The organism is Paenibacillus sp. NPDC058174 (assembly GCF_042883865.1).
GTDB lineage: Bacteria > Bacillota > Bacilli > Paenibacillales > Paenibacillaceae > Pristimantibacillus.
The window spans coordinates 1101755-1118018 of the sequence record NZ_JBHVUY010000001.1; the positions used below are offsets into that span (position 1 = coordinate 1101755).

Genomic DNA, 16264 nt, shown 5'->3' on the forward strand with positions numbered 1-16264 from the left:
TTTAGCGAAGACAGGTTCGCTCTACTCAGGGACGATGCCAAACAGCGAACCTGCTTCGCTATTTTGCGAAGGCAAGTTCGCTCCGCGGCCGATGACCAGTCTGCCTCTCGCCTACAGCGAACTTATTTTCGCAATTGGAGAATCTAGGTTCTCCAGTAGCGAAATTGTGTTCGCTAATCACAAATTGGTTGGCTAGCTTGAACTGATTAGCGAAATTAGGTTCGCAATATTGCGAACCTGCTTCGTTCTACGTGATTAGCTGCCTCACAGCTAACCTAGTTCGCTATTTACGAAGGCAGGTTCGCTCCGCGCAGGGACGACGCCAACAGCGAACCTAATTCGCTATTTTGCGAAGGCAGATTCGTTCCACGCAGGGACGATGACAAACAGCGAACCTGCTTCGCTATTTTGCGAAGGCAGGTTCGTTACGCGACCGATGACCAGTATGCCTCTCGCCTGCAGCGAACTTATTTTCGTTACTCGAGAACCTAGGTTCTCGAGTAACGAAAATAAGTTCGCTAATCACAAATTGGCTGGCTGGCTTGCACCCATTAGCGAAATTAGGTTCGTAATATTGCGAACCTGCTTCGTTCTAAGTGATTAGCTGCCTTACAGCGAAGCTAGTTCGCTATTTTTCGAAGGCAGGTTCGTTCCACGACCAATGCCCAGCATGCCTCTCGTCTACAGCTAACTAAATACCCATGCAACGCACAACAATTTGTGCGTTGCATGGGTACTTTTCGTAATTATATGAGCTTATGCTTATACCATTTCTTCCCTCTAAAGCGCCACATAAAGATTGCGCCTCTCACGCCCCACTCGCTGTTCATCGCAAGCCATACGCCGAAAATTCCCATGCCAAGCGTTATGCCCAAAACATAGCCCAAGATGACACGGAACAGCCACATCGTCAGCATCGACGTTATAGACGTAAACCGGGCATCCCCCGCCGCTCTAAGTGCAGATGGCAGGATAAAACTCACGGACCAAAGCGGAATTTGAATGATTGCCGTCATGAGCAGCACCCAGAAAATATCGTCAACAATTTCCGCAGGCGGTGAGAACAAACCAACTAACAGATGGAAAAACGGCATCATTACCAGACCAACAACCGCCAAAAACAAGGAGCCCAGCCAAAGAAATGAGCGTACGAATTTGCGGGCATCCGCTACGTTTCCGCGTCCGATACATTGACCAACGACAGTAACGACGGTTAAGGACAATGCTGCTGCTGGAATTTGAAAAACGCCGGCCAGCGATGAAGCAATCGCATTCGTTGCGATGGCATACGTGCCCAAGCTGACGATAAACACTTGCGTCAACAGCTTGCCGCCGTTGAAAAACATCTGCTCTGCCGCAAACGGTACGCCGATGAACAATATTTTTTGCAGCATAGCAATTGGCACATGAAATAAATGACGGACGCGAATATGCAGTGTCTCATCTATCTTAAACAAGTAATACAATGCACATGCGGCACCTGCGAACCGGGCAATATTGATGGCAATCGTCATCCCCATTACGCCCATGTTCAACAAATTAATAAAGACGATATTCAGCAGCACATACAAAATGTTCATAATGAGCGATAGAAACAACGATGCCCTGCTCTTCCCTACTCCTCGCAGTGCGCCGCACACAGCTTGAACAATCGCAATGCCAAGGAAGGAAATGCTGCTGCCGATCAAATAAACTCTGGCACTGTCCAACACTTCCGGCGAGGCGGAGCCGAACAGCAGCTGCAACAGCGGATTGTGGAATCCGATGATAAGCAGTCCGATTCCTAGAGCGATCATGGATACAGACGTAATGCTTCCCGCGGTGGCGCGGGATACCATCTGGCTGTTTCCGTTGCCTTTATATTGCGCGACCACGACCGTCCCCCCGGTAGCGACGGCGACAAAGACGTTAATCAGAAAAATGTTCAGCGAATCCACCATATTGACTGCACTGACCGCCGATACCCCTGAGGAACTGATCATCGCTGTGTTGACCAGATTGAGTCCGACAATAAAGGCCTGATCGATCAGGATCGGGAAAAACAAAGCCAATATTTGACGGTAATCCATCGACTCCCCGGATAAATATTTGTTCAAATAAAATTCTGTTCTCGTTCGTAATCGAGCCTGACTCACTGCCATCACATTCTTTTCATTGAAATGGAAAAAACTCTTCTCGCGAAGAGCTTCTCACTTGCATTTTTTTGCTAAGGATCATCTATCCCCTGATTACAACTATGCCGAAACGTTCGAAAGCGTTTAATTGGACAATAGCACTGGCAGCTGATTCTGTCAATCTAAGCAGACCGATAGCTATGAAAGGTTTCAAAAGAAAAAAGCCCTGCTCAGCAAGGCTTCTAATGAAAATAGCGTTTAATTACTGCCATTAATCGGTGCCTTATTAAATCGCTATCTGCAATTTTAAATGTGTTTGTTGACTTAAACCATGGTTTAAGTCGTATCTTATTCCTGTCGACATTGTCGGATGAAATTTTGGAGGACTCTAGATGAAGTATTATTCCATTAGTGAAGCGGTGCACCGATTGTAATTTGAACAATACTGTCATATCTCATTTATTCAGAACCATTAATACTAAGCACTCCTCATGTGTTACGTGCTTGGGGACTAACAGTCTTGAGCCAATTTATTTTTCTAAATCTACTAGAGGCTTATCCTTTCTTTTAAAAGTACTCTAGATTGTTTGGATTCAGGAAACCATAATGGCTTAGATAAAGTAATCGCATTATTATCCAGCGTACTTAACAAATTGGATACAAAAAAATTAAAAGACTGCTCTTCTGTATTATAGAATCCAAATTCAGGATCCCTTTGAGAGCTATCGTTCCAATGAAGACCATAGAGCTGCCCATTCATACATAAAGATGTTAATGTTCGTCTCTGCAAGTACTCAAGATTAGACAGGTACGTGTCTTGTAATCTCTTATTTTGATAGAATTTCGCAATTTGAGCAAATAGTCGTTGAGCAACTGTTTCTGGACCAATATTACTATAATCTTGATAACCAAATGAAAATATCCCAAAATAAACGTTATCCGAATAGCGATCCATTATTGTTTGGACCTTGTACAAATTCTCTAAGGCATCTGTTAGCTTCGCTCCCACGCTTAAACTGGTTTTAACTTCTATTATTGCTCTAACATATTGATCTGGGATTATCACAAAATTTGAACTATTAAACAATAGGGGCGAGGCTTGATCATAGATAATAATATCTAATTGTTTACTGCAGGTTGCTCCATCATTTGAAAGGATAAACCCGCTTGATATTGCATATTTCTGAGGGATAAATCGTTTCAACACATCTTGTAATATAGCTTCTTTATGCGTTCCATCGGATGCCCAGTGAGCTTTTCCAATAATGTTCCTTACTCGATCTTTTGTAACCTCTAACTCCTTGCTAAAACTCTGATAATAATTAGGTAAACTTCTTTCAACCGGCATTTACAAGAACCTCCAATCACAGTTATGAACTACTCATATCCAATTACAATCCAAATCTTTGTTTAACATAGTCGATTGCTTGTTTGTCAGTAATTAGATAGCTTATCTCCTCTCGAGCAAGCTTGCCGGGATTTGATAACCAATTATATGAACCAATAAAAAGAATTTTATTATCTATTAAAAGCACTTTTGTATGAAGTGGTGGCATATAAACGAGATTTTGACCCAGTTGACCGTGAAGTTCCTTTAAAGCTGTCTTAATAGATTCCTTATTGCCATAACTAAAATTATCTCGCTCTACAATTTTGTCTATTTCATTAATAGTCAACTTTGAGCTCGAATACCCAAATCTTACTCTTATATCTACCTGGCGATCTTTTGCGGCTTTTAATAACAAAAAGAAGGATTCATTCATTACATTACTGTTCACCCAAGGTGAAACAATGCCAAGGGAACTTCGACAATATTCAATAGCTTTAATCATTAGAGCATGATGACGTTTAGGGCTTAATAATACATTAGCATGTAGCAGATCATTCACAGAATCAATAAAACTTGAATCAATACCATTAATTTCATGATGATCTTGATAAACTGCGTACGCTTCACTTCGTCTAGAAATACTTTTTTCATTCTCATATTCCCCATTAAATAAGCTGTAACTGACACCATGTTGTTGAATCATCTGAATTGCTTTGGCAAGATAGTTGCCACTTGCTAATCCTGTTTCTAGATTACCAACAAAAATAAACTGCTCCTTGGCTCTGGAGAAAGCAACGTTTAACATATTAGGCTTACTACCTATTACAAATGAAAGCCCCGCGTTCTTAATGTGAATACCATCAATAACAGAACTGAATAAAATGAATCGTTTCTCTTTCCCTTGAAAAGTGTGTACAGTCCCTACCTCTACACCAGTAACAACTGAAGCTAATTCCTTAGCTTGAGAGGAGAAGGGGGTAATTATTCCAATATCCCCCAGTATATGTGTTCCATATCTTTGCACCAAGAGATTAACAATCTTATGACATGCAGATATCTCTGAAAAATTGCGATGAAGAAAGCTATCCTTTAAACCTCGAATATCAAAAGCTACTAGATTCCCACCAAAAAGTTTGTCTACATTATCTTCTTTAGTTAATGAAAGCATTTCATTGTAAACATGGAAGTTTGAAAATCTCATAATGTTAGATTCACAACGTCTATGTTCATTCAGAATAATTCCTTTTTTCTTCATTCCCATATATTCAAAGAATTCACTACCACGATCAGCGTAATCCTGGGCACTGTTTTGCAAAATACAAATAGTATCTTGGAGCTCTTCCTTTACGTTACTCTCCTCAATGAGATTTAGAGAAAAAGTCCGCACAGGTTCAAGTTGTTCCGGATCACCAACAACAACTGCCTTTTGCGACCGAAATAATGGCGCGCACAAGTAATGAGGCATAATTTGTCCAGCTTCATCTACAAACAATGTATCAATTAAGCCAGGGAGAGACTGAAATAACCGTTCAGAAAAAGAATGCAAAGTCGTTGTCGCAACAGGAAAACAAAGAAAGAACGATTCCCATATTGCACGAATACCTTTCTGATATTGATCTAACCTCCTCCCTTTCTCGCTATAAAATGATTTAAACCACCTCTGTTGCTCCCCCATCTTTTCTAGGTTAAATACAATTTCGTTACTATATTTAATGACGTATTGCTCATTAACAGCTAGCGCCTCCTCAAATAATCGTTTCCTTAAATCCACAACTATAGGGGCATTAGCTAACTCAAAATATGAGTATGAACTTAATGTTTTCTCTATTTGCAATTCTTTTTTTAGATTCCGTTCTTGCTTAAATAATACTTCCAAATTACTCAAACTTTTTTGTAACAACCCTTTACTCTGATCAAGCAACTCAAGCCTTTGACTTACATCTATTAGTTGCTCATTTACGAGTAATAAATCTGATCGGTAATTAGTGATCTGAAATTGTGACTGCTTCAAACTTTCTGCAATGCTCTTAATATCCTGCGTTAATGGATTAATACGAGTGCCTTGTATGAATTCTAGCGTTGGATTTGAAGTTAAGAACAACTTCCGCTTCGGTAAAAAACTAAACAATTTTTGGGGAAATCTCTTCCACTTAGTCAAGGTTTCCTTATCCGCATATGCTTGTCGACGATTTTCCTCAACCGCCTTTAGCTCTGACTCTAGTTCTAAAATTAGCTTTTTCAACTTGAAAATATCATCTTCTCTTTTAAGCTTGATTTGAATTAGTTCTCCTTGCTTAATTACTTGATCATTGAATTCCTCATTTAATTTCTCAACTTCTCTTTTTCTATTTTCAATGCTTGCAAGAAGATCTCTGTTGTCATCAAGATCTCCATTTTCGAGACATATTAATAGCAATTTCCAGAAATGATCAATTAACTTATGAATTTCTTCAATCTTGGTTAGAGATGACTTAAACATGATCCGGACTTCCTCATTTTTCAAAGAAGTAATGTGAGGATGCTTTAGCCCCTTTGTAAGCACCTCAAACATATTACTCCGAAACTCATTCATATTTGTCATGTTTCCTAAACGAGCACAGAAAAACCCTTGACTTTTAGATTCATTCTTAATCCGATCAGAGATCATAAATCCATTTGAATTTGTTCCTTCTTCCTCATCATCACTAACAAGATTTAATTCCTCGCCATATTCTCCACTTTCTTCATCACTAGAAACCTTGGTTGATAGGATATCATTATCAAGGTCCTTATCGATGAGCAAAGCTACGGCATTCAGGAAATTCACGTCATTTGTTAGCTCTATTCCAATATTATCTACTGCTTTATTATTTGTACTCGTAATAACCATTGAAAATGGATTTTTTCCCGCAAGTGGTGATTGATAATAGGCCCTTATTTGTCCTGCATCAATGAGTTCCCAAGGTTGATCCCACACATTTATCAATAAACATGCTTTTCTGACTATAGCATCTGCAATCATTTCCTTTATTAAAGTTGTCTTGCCGGTGCCAGGTGGTCCATTTATAGCAAGTAATTGGGAGTTTTGTAGAGACTGAATAATTCTCCATTGCTTATTATTGACCGGGTAATCAGCTGTATAACTACCTAAATGGTGAGAAATTTCACTAGGTTCTAAGGTATAATCAACAGCGAGCCTGTTTCCAAATATATACTTATTCAAGATGGAGGAAGTGCAATTGGCTTGCCTCTCAAGAAGACGTTCTAGCTCACTTTTAAATATAGTCTCCTTCATTTCCTTAAGACCTTCTTTAGTAATAAACAATCGTCTAGACATTAACCAACCGCTATAAGTTTTAAAGTCCAGTAAACTTTTATATTTCCAATTCGTTATCTGTTCATTAAGACATTGATCAATCAAAGAAATAATCTGATTAAGCTGCGTTGATTCTATACTATCAATTTTTGTGCAGAGGTCTGTATATGTTTTATCTGCAATTACACGCACATCTTCAACTGGGCAGCCTTCCGCCTCTGCCAAAATAATTTCTAAACTTGCACGATTTATAACAAAGGAACTTACTTGTATTCCATCTTCTGTTAATCTGCTTTTAAAAGTAATAACAGGTCTGACTAACCTATCTTTCTTACTAGTAGGTAAGTCCTTAATCATTAATGGATAGCAAATCGTAAATTCATCTTCGGTAACTAATTGATTCACATATGATTTGAATTGGTCACGATTATCTGGATACTGAAAGGGAAGATTGGTTATAAAATCTTCAATATCAATTATTCCAGACAGAACACTTGATATAGATTCATTCCATCTGCTCAACATGATCTTATTTGTTTTTTTTCTGATATCACGATAACTTTCCAATTTCCGTAATATAGCATCTTTTTGTTTTCGATCCAGCATGTCCTGGATTTCTTGTAATTTTATTAACGTCTCTTCAGAAAGGTGCTCACCATCTATTGCACTAAGAGAGGTATTCATGAACCTCGAGTAATCCTCATATCGGATAAAATATTGCAACACTTCTCTTAAGCCAGTAGACATATATACCCTCCGTATTTCTGTTACTTTTACCTGCTAAATATATCTATATTATTACATAATACTTCCTCCTAATTACCTAATACAATAGATGATGATGCAATTCTTCTTTATTTCATAGCAAAAAAAAAAGAAAAAAACATTAATTTGAATTTGACAAATCAACGTTCTTTTCTAATTCGAACCATCAATAATAATCGACTCTATGTGCCGCGGCTACATTAAAAATCGTTAAGTGCTGCACCCCACGAGCCTTTTCACAAAAAAAGGGCGACCGCCCCCTTATTGAATCAAGGATGCCATCGCCACTTCATTTATAGCCTTATTCTATCTGTCTACAGCTTATCGAATAACCTTCCAGTCAATACCGTTGCTCGATAGCAGAACTTTCTTATCGGCGATACCAAGCAGCATGCTTCCCGCTTGCGTGACGAACATATTATCCGTATTGCGGCTCAGCTTAGTCGTTTTCCACTTCACTTTGTCCGTGGACGTCAGCACGTTTAAACGCATAACACCGGAGGCATACCAATACTGGGTGAAAATCATATACTGCTTGCCAACCTTATACATCGGTGAGCGATAATCGTTCGTTGGGAACAGATCGGGCCGGCTCGACATCGAGAACGTAATGCCGTTGGTTGATTTCAACGTATTCCCGTATGAATCAAATAAGAAGATCGTTCCATCCGTAACCGGCTGCTCTTCCTCGTAGTAGTAAATTGGGATCGGCTTGTTATTGACATACATCGAATCATAATAAAAGTTTTTCTTAATTGCACCGGATTGCATTGTCCATTCGCGCAGATCATTTGAAGTAAATATAATCAGCTCAGCCCAATTTCCATTTTTTAGTTTGAATTGATTGCGGGCCAGCTTCTGAGCTTTGTCCTGCGGAGACAATTGATACCCCGCACCATAGGCCGTATAACGAATCCCATTCCAAGTCAGAAACTCAATGCCGAACGGTATGGAGCCAGCCTCTGTCCAAGTTATGCCGTCCGTGGACGTAAATACGGGTGTACGTTCATTGAGCATCTGTTTGCCAAGCAGAATATAGCTGCCTTTCAAATATTGCAAGTTGCCAATCGTGATTGGTCCGCCGCTCTTAGCTTCAAGCGTCATCTTCGTCCACTCGTCACCGCCATTACTAGACACATAAATACGAATCACCGAGTATTGCTGGTCAACGTGCATGGTAGACAGATAGAACTTCCCTTTCAAATAGCGAACCGCATACATGCCGGATGACGGGAGGGAATGTGATACCCAGGTCTTCCCATAATCATGCGTAATATTAAGAAACTTATTCGTCACGATAAGGATGGTGCCCTTCTCGTCTGCTGCCGTAGATATAATACTGTCGCCCGTAGCTCGATTGAACGCGATGGGAAATACCACTTTCGAAGATGCACTGTCGGATGATGCAGCCATAGCAGGATTATATGATTCTACAAAGCCGGATTGCGTTAAAATTAGCAATAAACATACAATCAACATGTTTTTTTTCAGTGATCTGATCATGATTTAACCTGCCAACTCCTATGTGCATATTCTACTAACTGAAGCTTTTTTATGATAACATACTATTTAATAAAACAATCAAAATAATTCCACAATCTTCAAAAATTAGGACGAGCGTATGTTCAAATCGGTCTAAATGTAAACGATCCACCAAGCATATGCAAGGCGGATCGTTCTATCCTACGCTTCATAGATCATAGATTTCCAAATAATAGGAGCATTCATTTTCTTCCCCAGCAAGATTGTAAAATCAAAGGTGACTTCTAATTTATTGTTGCTCAGCACTTGTTGAATAAGCTCTTCCGCTGCTCCCCAAGACAAAGGAGTCATATGGATCAGCTGTTCCTTATACTTATGATCAAGTGTTACACTGTACTGAACGTGCTGAGTATCAACAAGATCAAAATTACGAATAAAAAGCTCAAAGGTATTTTCATTTGAATGCACCGATCTAGCGGTTTTCTTGTAAAATATCCCTCTTATCTCTTGCAAATACTTGCTTCCGGGAATAACCTTTATTACCATTCCATCATCTGCAAGTATTCTATGGAACTCAGAATAGTTGGATGGCGATAATATATTCAATATGAAATGGAATTGTTTATCAGCAAATGGACAATTTGCGAGATCCGCTACACACCAGATTGCTTTGGAAGGCCCTTTCGAGGCCATATCAATTCCTTCTTTAGAAATATCGACACCTATCCCCAACGAATCACATTGCGCTTGTTCCAATATCCTTTGCTGTATATCCGACAGATGTGAGCCTTCACCGCATCCAGCATCTAATATTTTCACCATTTTACCTGCTGGCTCCAGCTCTGCTAGCATATTCTCACTAATCCGAGCAATCAATGGATCGAAATAGCCGCTTTGGCTGATCACTTTTCGAGATTCAAACAGTTTTTTATCGTATTTTGTTTTATGCGGTTGTGACAATAAGTTAACATATCCCCGCTTTGAGATATCGAAACAATGATGATTGGAGCAAATTAAACTTCTTAAATCCATTACCTTAACTGGATGTGAACATATTGGGCATATAAAAATGTCTTCATATTCAGAGAGAAATATAATCCTTTGATTGTTTTCAGACAAAATAAAAACACCTCATTCATTCGTTTTAGAAAATGAAAAAGGCACAGTTAAATAGACCCAGGTCATCATTTGAAAAAATGACGTGAGTATAATTATCCTGTACCTTTCATTAACGTAAACGAATGAATTTGATGATCATGAAAAACATCTCCTATTAACAATTATATAAGAAGGGCGATTCACACCATCTGTCAGTATAACCATGATAAAAGGTTTTGTACATATCACTATTTATACAAAATATGAGCGTTTTGCAAAAATACTTTTAAAAAGAGGTGTATCGGAATTGAATAAAACAGAACGGTTTTGGGACAAAACTGCAAGTCAATATAATCAAATTGAACAGAAGGATCAAGATACCTATCTCCATCTCATACAACGGACGAAATCGCATCTGAACCAAAATGACGTGCTGCTGGATTACGGCTGCGGGACGGGGTTAATAGCCAATGAAATTGCCGCAGATGTACAAACGATTCATGCCATTGATATCTCTTCTAATATGATTGCAATTGCCGAGAAAAAAGCCAATGAACGTAATCTCACTAATATCAATTACGCTCATGCGGTCATTTTTGATGAAAGGTACACGAAAGGATCAATTGACGTCGTCTTGGCCTTTCATGTTCTGCATCTATTGGAGGATGAACATATTGTTCTGCAAAGAATAAATGAACTGTTAAAGCCGGGCGGCTTACTGATTTCTGCAACACCCTGTGTAGGAGAAAAGTTACTTCTAGGTCAACTTCTGTCCTTTGCAGGCAAAATCGGTGTAATGCCCAGCATAAAAGCTTTTAAAATCCCCCATCTAGTTGAAGCAATTAAGAAAGCAAATTTCTCGATTGTCGAAGCAGATTACTTGAGGAAAAGCTCTCAAGAATATTTCATTGTTGCTAGGAAGCATTGATGAAAGAGCATATCCGAAAAGGAGCAGGATAACTTTGCCCGAGCATCTCACACTGTACCATCATGTACAATCAATAGCAAAGACTACCATTGATGAGCTGAAGCAACTGATCAAAGCCGGTATGACGGAAAGAGAAATTGTTTTTATAACGGAAAAAATCATGCGGAACAAGGGAATCGAGCACTTTTGGTATTACGGTATCGGAGCCTTTGTTCATGTCGGAAAGCGAACAACGATATCGGAGTCTGGAAGACATTATTCGCTCTCTGAAATTGCTGTAGGCCGGAATGACATTGTCACAATCGACCTTAGTCCTGAGATAAGCAACTATTGGGGAGACTACGCCCGAACATTAACTTTCATTGATGGGAAAGTGATTGATGAAGAACATACCGAAGATAATCAATCCGCGTTGGAATTTCTGCATGGAATCAATACCGTAAAGAAGCTTCATAACGTTTTTATGGCTTACATTAAGCCGGACATGACGTTTGAGGAAGTTTATTTACATATGAATGAGGTTATTCAAAACCTTGGATACATCAATCTCGATTTTTCTGGAAATTTAGGACATTCGATTGAATTTAATAAAGATCATAGAAAGTATTTTGAGCTGGGAAACAAAACTCGATTGAATGAGGTCTCTTACTTTACATTTGAACCCCATATTAAACTTAAGGACGGAGCGTACGGGTATAAAAGAGAAGATATTTATTACTTCAAAAATGGAGAGGCGCATGTTCTATGATTGTTATTCACGCTTAAAATGATTGTTCAAGTAAGGCCAAAGTATTTTCAATTTCACCGTCAATTGCCATCCCCCACCCCTCAGGGATATCAGGTTTATTTATCAGATGGAGCATGGTCGCTACATCAGTGATCTGCTTGTACTCACACCTCCACTTAACGGCGTTATGCTGTTAACGATTGATTTTCGATTAAAGGCTAAAACGAGTGATTCTAACGTTTCATACGCTAGGGCTTGAAATTCATACAATCTTTCAGTATTACTCAACTTTCAACTGCCTCCTTCTATTCCTTCATTGAAACGCCTTTGAACCCTAGATTGAATTATACTATATTTGGTTTTTTTGTGTTATTGTGACGATAATAATGGATCTATAGAGATAATCCTTCATAGCCATCTCTGGCACTCTGGTTGATAGAATAGCTATACTATTTATAAGCTTTACAACCCTAATAAGAATATAGCGACAGGAGGCTACCCATCCAAATGCTTAACAAGAAACTGGCAAATTCCAAAAAATTCTGGGCACGTTATGAATGGCGGCTTCAGGATGATTTTACATACTCTGCGTTAGAAGATCATCCGATTAAGATGAACATTACGGAAGAGGCCGCCTTACTGATTGACACAGGAGACGACTTTTCCTACCTTTCATTGCTCTTTGAGGAAAAAGGAAAGGAACTGCTGGAAATTGCTTGGGATGATGAAGCTTATTTTCACCCATTTGTCCTGCGTATGGAGGAATGGGAGCTGCTCTCCCGGCATATCGCCGCTCAGCATAATACTGAACAGTGGATACCTGCACTGCTGCTACAGCGTTTCGTCGGGTACTCATCCCTTTCAGAGTTGAAGGCGGTTATCAGGCTGGGGATGGAAATGCGTCAGCAATCCGGACTGTATACTCCAACAGAGCTAGAAAACTGGCCCGAGCATCCGATGCTTAAAGATGAGACTCTTTTGAACAGCATAGATCGCAAATGGCTGCTGGAGGCGCCGTACGGGTGGATCTTAGAGGGGAAAGATTCTTACTCCTTGCGCAATGCCGACAACCCTGATTTCCCTTATAACGCCTGGAATCGTATGATCGCCGGATTGTAGACGATTGGCCCTGTCTATAATAGCAAGTTCAAGGGCCATCCTTTACGGGACGGCCCTCGTTCTACATTGTAAATGTGCGAAGTAAAGACGGCCATACAGACATTTTTTCACGGCAGGACGGACATACCGTTTCTCCCGCTAAATAACGCAGATGCCCAGCTAATGTTTGCTCTCCAATCGCTGCAACCCGCTCCGCTAATCCGCTTATTTCTTCATCTGCAAATGACGCTGCGGGAACGATTAGATGAGATTCCTGGTCGGTGTTAAATACGGGATCGTGTTCATAGGCTTGAAGAATTTCTGCATGATCTTCATTAGGCCATATGAACACATCTTCCTTGCAAGCCGGACACACGGCCACATACTCATCACCATTAGTAAACGTCATCAGCATGTTGGCAGGGCTATATGAGCCGCGATAAGCAGCATCCGCAATAAGAATGTAACGCTTCTCTATCTCATCTATGGTGTGTTGGGCTGTGTAGGCGAATACTTCCTTTGTAAGCGTCCTGAGCTTGCCAATTGCATCTACATATTCACGATACAATTCCGTACAAACGGAGTTGCCTGCGTCCTCAGCTAGTTCAGCCCAAGATGCTGGAAATGGCGCCTCATCTCGTCCATCGCGGCTTGCCTCGATGATTCCGCAATTGATAAACAGTTCTTTGCGCACTTCCGCATCCGATGTTGAGCAAGCTAGCTGTGCCAAATACGGCATCGCCGCGTAGGAAGCCGTATATATCGTATTCTGATGGTACAAATACTCCTGAAAGAGTTCGTCAAAAACTTCCTGACTATATTCCTGCAGTAACTGCTGCAATAACACAGGTACATTGTCTGCATAACCATACGGTCCAGTCAGTTTTCCCCATACGTCGCTATTCCATTTAAGCAAGCTTTCCCTCCGTTCCTTATTGCAAACTTCTAACCTTTGTACTTATTGTATCACTTAAAAAACAATAGAATCAGCTTCCAACTTCCTAATTATTTAATGTCTAGATGAATATTACGATATTATACTCTTATTTCAAAAAGGAACCCATCCAGATCGGATGAGTCCCTGCTTCGTTTCCTTATGGTTTGGAGCTTCCGTTGATCTTCTCAAAGTACGGGGCTAGCTTGGAGGCCAACTGCTCAAACTGCTGCTGCTCTTCTTGAGTCAAATTCTCCTCATGCTTGACCCCATTTTCATTGGTAATCTTCAGCTTTAATTGCATTAACTGCTTGGTCAGCTCCATATACTCCTTGAATTCGTCTTCCGTAAGCTTTCCTTTTGCTTCCTGAAGCATTCCTTCAATCTCTTGATAATCTTTCTGTGTACCACCGCGCTGTTCAATGGTCGCAGCGGAACCGAAAATATCATCGGCCAGATAGGAAGCAGCAAATGCGGCAGACGGAATCAGGATTGCTACTGCAGCAATACCTGCCAGTATACGTTTTTTCACGGTAGATCTACCTCTCTTTTCATTTATATAGTGTTGATAGGACTGTTGGACACGCCCATACAAATCTGACGGGCAGTGCATCGAATCTGCCACCTGGCGCAGTTCTTCACGCAATTCCTTGTCAATGGACATACACGTCTCCTCCCGTCATTTCGTAACGTTTACGGAGTTCTTTCAGAGCCAAATGCTGTCTGGATTTCACTGTGCCAACAGGGATCTGCAGCATATCTGCGATTTCTTCCAGAGCATAGTCGTGAAAATAGCGCAGGATGACGACCACACGTTGTTTGTACGACAACTGGCGGACAAGGCTGAACAATTCATACTGCATTTCGGAATGCAGGACAGCTTTGTCCGTCCACTCGAACTGTTCGCAAGTCATCTGACGGTTTCGTTCAAAAAGCCGGATTCGCCGCCAGGCCTTTCTTTTCCAATCCTGAACCTGACGGACAATGATCCCGTGCAGCCAATACCGGAACGGCCGGTTCGAGTCGTATGTGTGAAATGATCGCCACATGCGCATATAAATTTCATTCACGATATCCTCAATGTCCTGTTTGTTGTAGACGAGAAATGCGACCGTCCGATAGACGTCTTGGTGAGTCGCCTGATAGACAAGCTGGAAGGCCGACTCGTCGCCCAACGTGGCTTTTTCAAGCCAAGGTACTAACTCTTTATCATTCATAGGGGCCCCTCCCTGATGTGTTACACCCCTTAATTCGCTCTAGCGGGGAAAAAGGTTCAGTAAGAGAATAAACTTTTTTGACATTCCGTGAGATGTGAATTAGTCCATGTATAACGTACTACAATCACAAGCGGATTCATGCAAAACTAAAGGGCACGAGTCCGGTACAGTACCGAACTCACACCCTAGAAGCCTAATCTACAGTGTCTAACTTTGTGGTCACATCAATGTCCTCAATACAAGAAACTAGTGTTAAAGCAAGGCCAAAGTTTTTCAATTTCACCGTTTATTGAAAGCCCCCACCCTTCGGGAATTTTAGGTTTATGTAGTTGTCCTATTACCTTCTTTCTTACTAAATATTAACATACGTAAGATCCCGGTCTGTGTCTTTTTTATCAACTTATATTAAAATCGGCCCTTTCGCTTAATAAAACAAGGAGCAGTTGCCGTGGCAAACTGCTCCTTGTTTCTATATGTTTTGTTAGTATTAAATATAATCCCGATGACCTTCCAACATGGATAAGGAATCAAGGTATGCGTTCCAAGGACAAATACCCGGTGAACAGGTAAGCCTTGCCGCCAGAAGAAAACTTGCAGCAAGCCTAGTTACGGTTATTCCGGTTCCCGGCTTGCTGCGGGGTTCAACGAACTCTCATGGGAAGTCCAACTCATCGTCGATTTTTCGAAATACTTTCCAGACTTTTTCCGGGAAACGCTGGTCCAGGTCCGCCCAAGTCTCCTTAGGCAAAATCATAAATACATGCGTATCCGACATGAAGGTCGACTCGAACAACCTCAATTCATACCGCTCGCGTACGATTGACTGGAACCCTCTGACCGTTATGTAACGATCCTTCGGCGAGAAGCTCAGCTTGATAACAAAATTCTCGCCGTTATAGGAAACATTCAGCCCCTCTTCGGTATTTTCGACATCCACCTCTTGAGGAATGACACGTCCGAACTGGCTGACGATATCTTCGTCATAATCTCGCCAATCCACTGCTACTCCATAAATGTTCACAAACGCTTGTACAATCTTATCCTCGAATTCCTCATCCGACGAAGCTTTCAGCTCCTCTTCGGAAATCATGCGGCGTTTAAGCTTTTCCTTATGCTCACTTATAAAATGATCCAGCAGGACGTTATTTCTTTCGAACAGTAACGACATTTCCATTTCGGTTGGCATCGGCATTTTTCCATCTCCTCTCCAAACAATGTTGTCAAGTGCACATTACAGATTCCATAATCTGCACATATATCTATAACCCATACACTA

At 40.6% G+C, this 16264-nt stretch carries 12 protein-coding genes and 1 pseudogene; 4 read left to right on the forward strand and 9 right to left on the reverse strand.

The features are described 5' to 3' along the window. Positions 1-746: 746 nt before the first annotated feature. The 5 genes from ACFVVF_RS04915 to ACFVVF_RS04935 form a co-directional block, all read right to left on the reverse strand. Positions 747-2141 (reverse strand): MATE family efflux transporter, encoded by a 1395-nt coding sequence (locus ACFVVF_RS04915; RefSeq protein WP_387805923.1) that lies wholly within the window; start codon positions 2139-2141, stop codon positions 747-749. Between the two features lie 520 nt (positions 2142-2661). After that, a complete protein-coding gene (locus ACFVVF_RS04920) occupies positions 2662-3462 on the reverse strand; it encodes a DUF6602 domain-containing protein (RefSeq protein WP_387805925.1) in 801 nt (266 codons plus the stop codon). 43 nt (positions 3463-3505) lie between these two features. Next, positions 3506-7486: an AAA domain-containing protein gene (locus tag ACFVVF_RS04925; protein ID WP_387805927.1), complete on the reverse strand. Its 3981-nt coding sequence runs from the start codon at positions 7484-7486 to the stop codon at positions 3506-3508. 339 nt (positions 7487-7825) lie between these two features. Continuing rightward, positions 7826-8965 (reverse strand): glycoside hydrolase family protein, encoded by a 1140-nt coding sequence (locus tag ACFVVF_RS04930; protein WP_387805928.1) that lies wholly within the window; start codon positions 8963-8965, stop codon positions 7826-7828. 222 nt (positions 8966-9187) lie between these two features. Beyond that, positions 9188-10105, reverse strand: coding sequence for a putative RNA methyltransferase (locus ACFVVF_RS04935; protein ID WP_387805930.1), 918 nt, complete (start codon positions 10103-10105; stop codon positions 9188-9190). Positions 10106-10391: 286 nt separating this feature from the next. Between ACFVVF_RS04935 and ACFVVF_RS04940 the strand changes: the two genes are divergently transcribed. The 3 genes from ACFVVF_RS04940 (at position 10392) to ACFVVF_RS04950 (ending at position 12858) form a co-directional block, all read left to right on the forward strand. Beyond that, complete coding sequence (locus ACFVVF_RS04940; RefSeq protein ID WP_387805932.1) at positions 10392-11012, forward strand: class I SAM-dependent methyltransferase; 621 nt, start codon at positions 10392-10394, stop codon at positions 11010-11012. Positions 11013-11046: 34 nt separating this feature from the next. Continuing rightward, entirely contained in the window at positions 11047-11760 is a 714-nt protein-coding gene (locus ACFVVF_RS04945; RefSeq protein WP_387805934.1) for a M24 family metallopeptidase, read from the forward strand. A gap of 486 nt (positions 11761-12246) precedes the next feature. After that, positions 12247-12858 (forward strand): hypothetical protein, encoded by a 612-nt coding sequence (locus ACFVVF_RS04950; RefSeq protein WP_387805936.1) that lies wholly within the window; start codon positions 12247-12249, stop codon positions 12856-12858. 61 nt (positions 12859-12919) lie between these two features. Here ACFVVF_RS04950 and ACFVVF_RS04955 read toward each other — a convergent pair whose 3' ends face one another. From ACFVVF_RS04955 to ACFVVF_RS04965, 3 genes are all read right to left on the reverse strand, one after another. After that, positions 12920-13753, reverse strand: coding sequence for a hypothetical protein (locus ACFVVF_RS04955; RefSeq protein ID WP_387805938.1), 834 nt, complete (start codon positions 13751-13753; stop codon positions 12920-12922). Positions 13754-13931: 178 nt separating this feature from the next. Then, on the reverse strand, positions 13932-14435 hold the full coding sequence (locus tag ACFVVF_RS04960; protein WP_387805940.1) for a DUF3600 domain-containing protein: 504 nt from the start codon (positions 14433-14435) through the stop codon (positions 13932-13934). Next, positions 14425-14988, reverse strand: a complete 564-nt coding sequence (locus ACFVVF_RS04965; RefSeq protein WP_387805942.1) for a sigma-70 family RNA polymerase sigma factor — start codon at positions 14986-14988, stop codon at positions 14425-14427. The genes ACFVVF_RS04960 and ACFVVF_RS04965 overlap by 11 nt, the downstream gene beginning before the upstream one ends. A 110-nt stretch (positions 14989-15098) precedes the next feature. Between ACFVVF_RS04965 and ACFVVF_RS04970 the strand changes: the two are divergent. Then, positions 15099-15185: pseudogene (locus ACFVVF_RS04970) on the forward strand (IS3 family transposase); the annotation flags it as partial. Between the two features lie 455 nt (positions 15186-15640). On the opposite strand, the gene ACFVVF_RS04975 reads toward ACFVVF_RS04970, so the two are convergent. Next, on the reverse strand, positions 15641-16162 hold the full coding sequence (locus ACFVVF_RS04975) for a hypothetical protein (protein ID WP_387805944.1): 522 nt from the start codon (positions 16160-16162) through the stop codon (positions 15641-15643). Between the last annotated feature and the right edge of the window lie 102 nt (positions 16163-16264).

Bases quoted from the DNA above. Each gene is read 5' to 3' on its own strand.
- ACFVVF_RS04925 (WP_387805927.1), bottom strand. From the start codon at position 7,486: ATGTCTACTGGCTTAAGAGAAGTGTTGCAATATTTTATCCGATATGAG.
- ACFVVF_RS04915 (WP_387805923.1), bottom strand. From the start codon at position 2,141: ATGGCAGTGAGTCAGGCTCGATTACGAACGAGAACAGAATTTTATTTG.
- ACFVVF_RS04920 (WP_387805925.1), bottom strand. From the start codon at position 3,462: ATGCCGGTTGAAAGAAGTTTACCTAATTATTATCAGAGTTTTAGCAAG.
- ACFVVF_RS04960 (WP_387805940.1), bottom strand. From the start codon at position 14,435: ATGTCCATTGACAAGGAATTGCGTGAAGAACTGCGCCAGGTGGCAGAT.
- ACFVVF_RS04950 (WP_387805936.1), top strand. From the start codon at position 12,247: ATGCTTAACAAGAAACTGGCAAATTCCAAAAAATTCTGGGCACGTTAT.
- ACFVVF_RS04965 (WP_387805942.1), bottom strand. From the start codon at position 14,988: ATGAATGATAAAGAGTTAGTACCTTGGCTTGAAAAAGCCACGTTGGGC.
- ACFVVF_RS04975 (WP_387805944.1), bottom strand. From the start codon at position 16,162: ATGGAAATGTCGTTACTGTTCGAAAGAAATAACGTCCTGCTGGATCAT.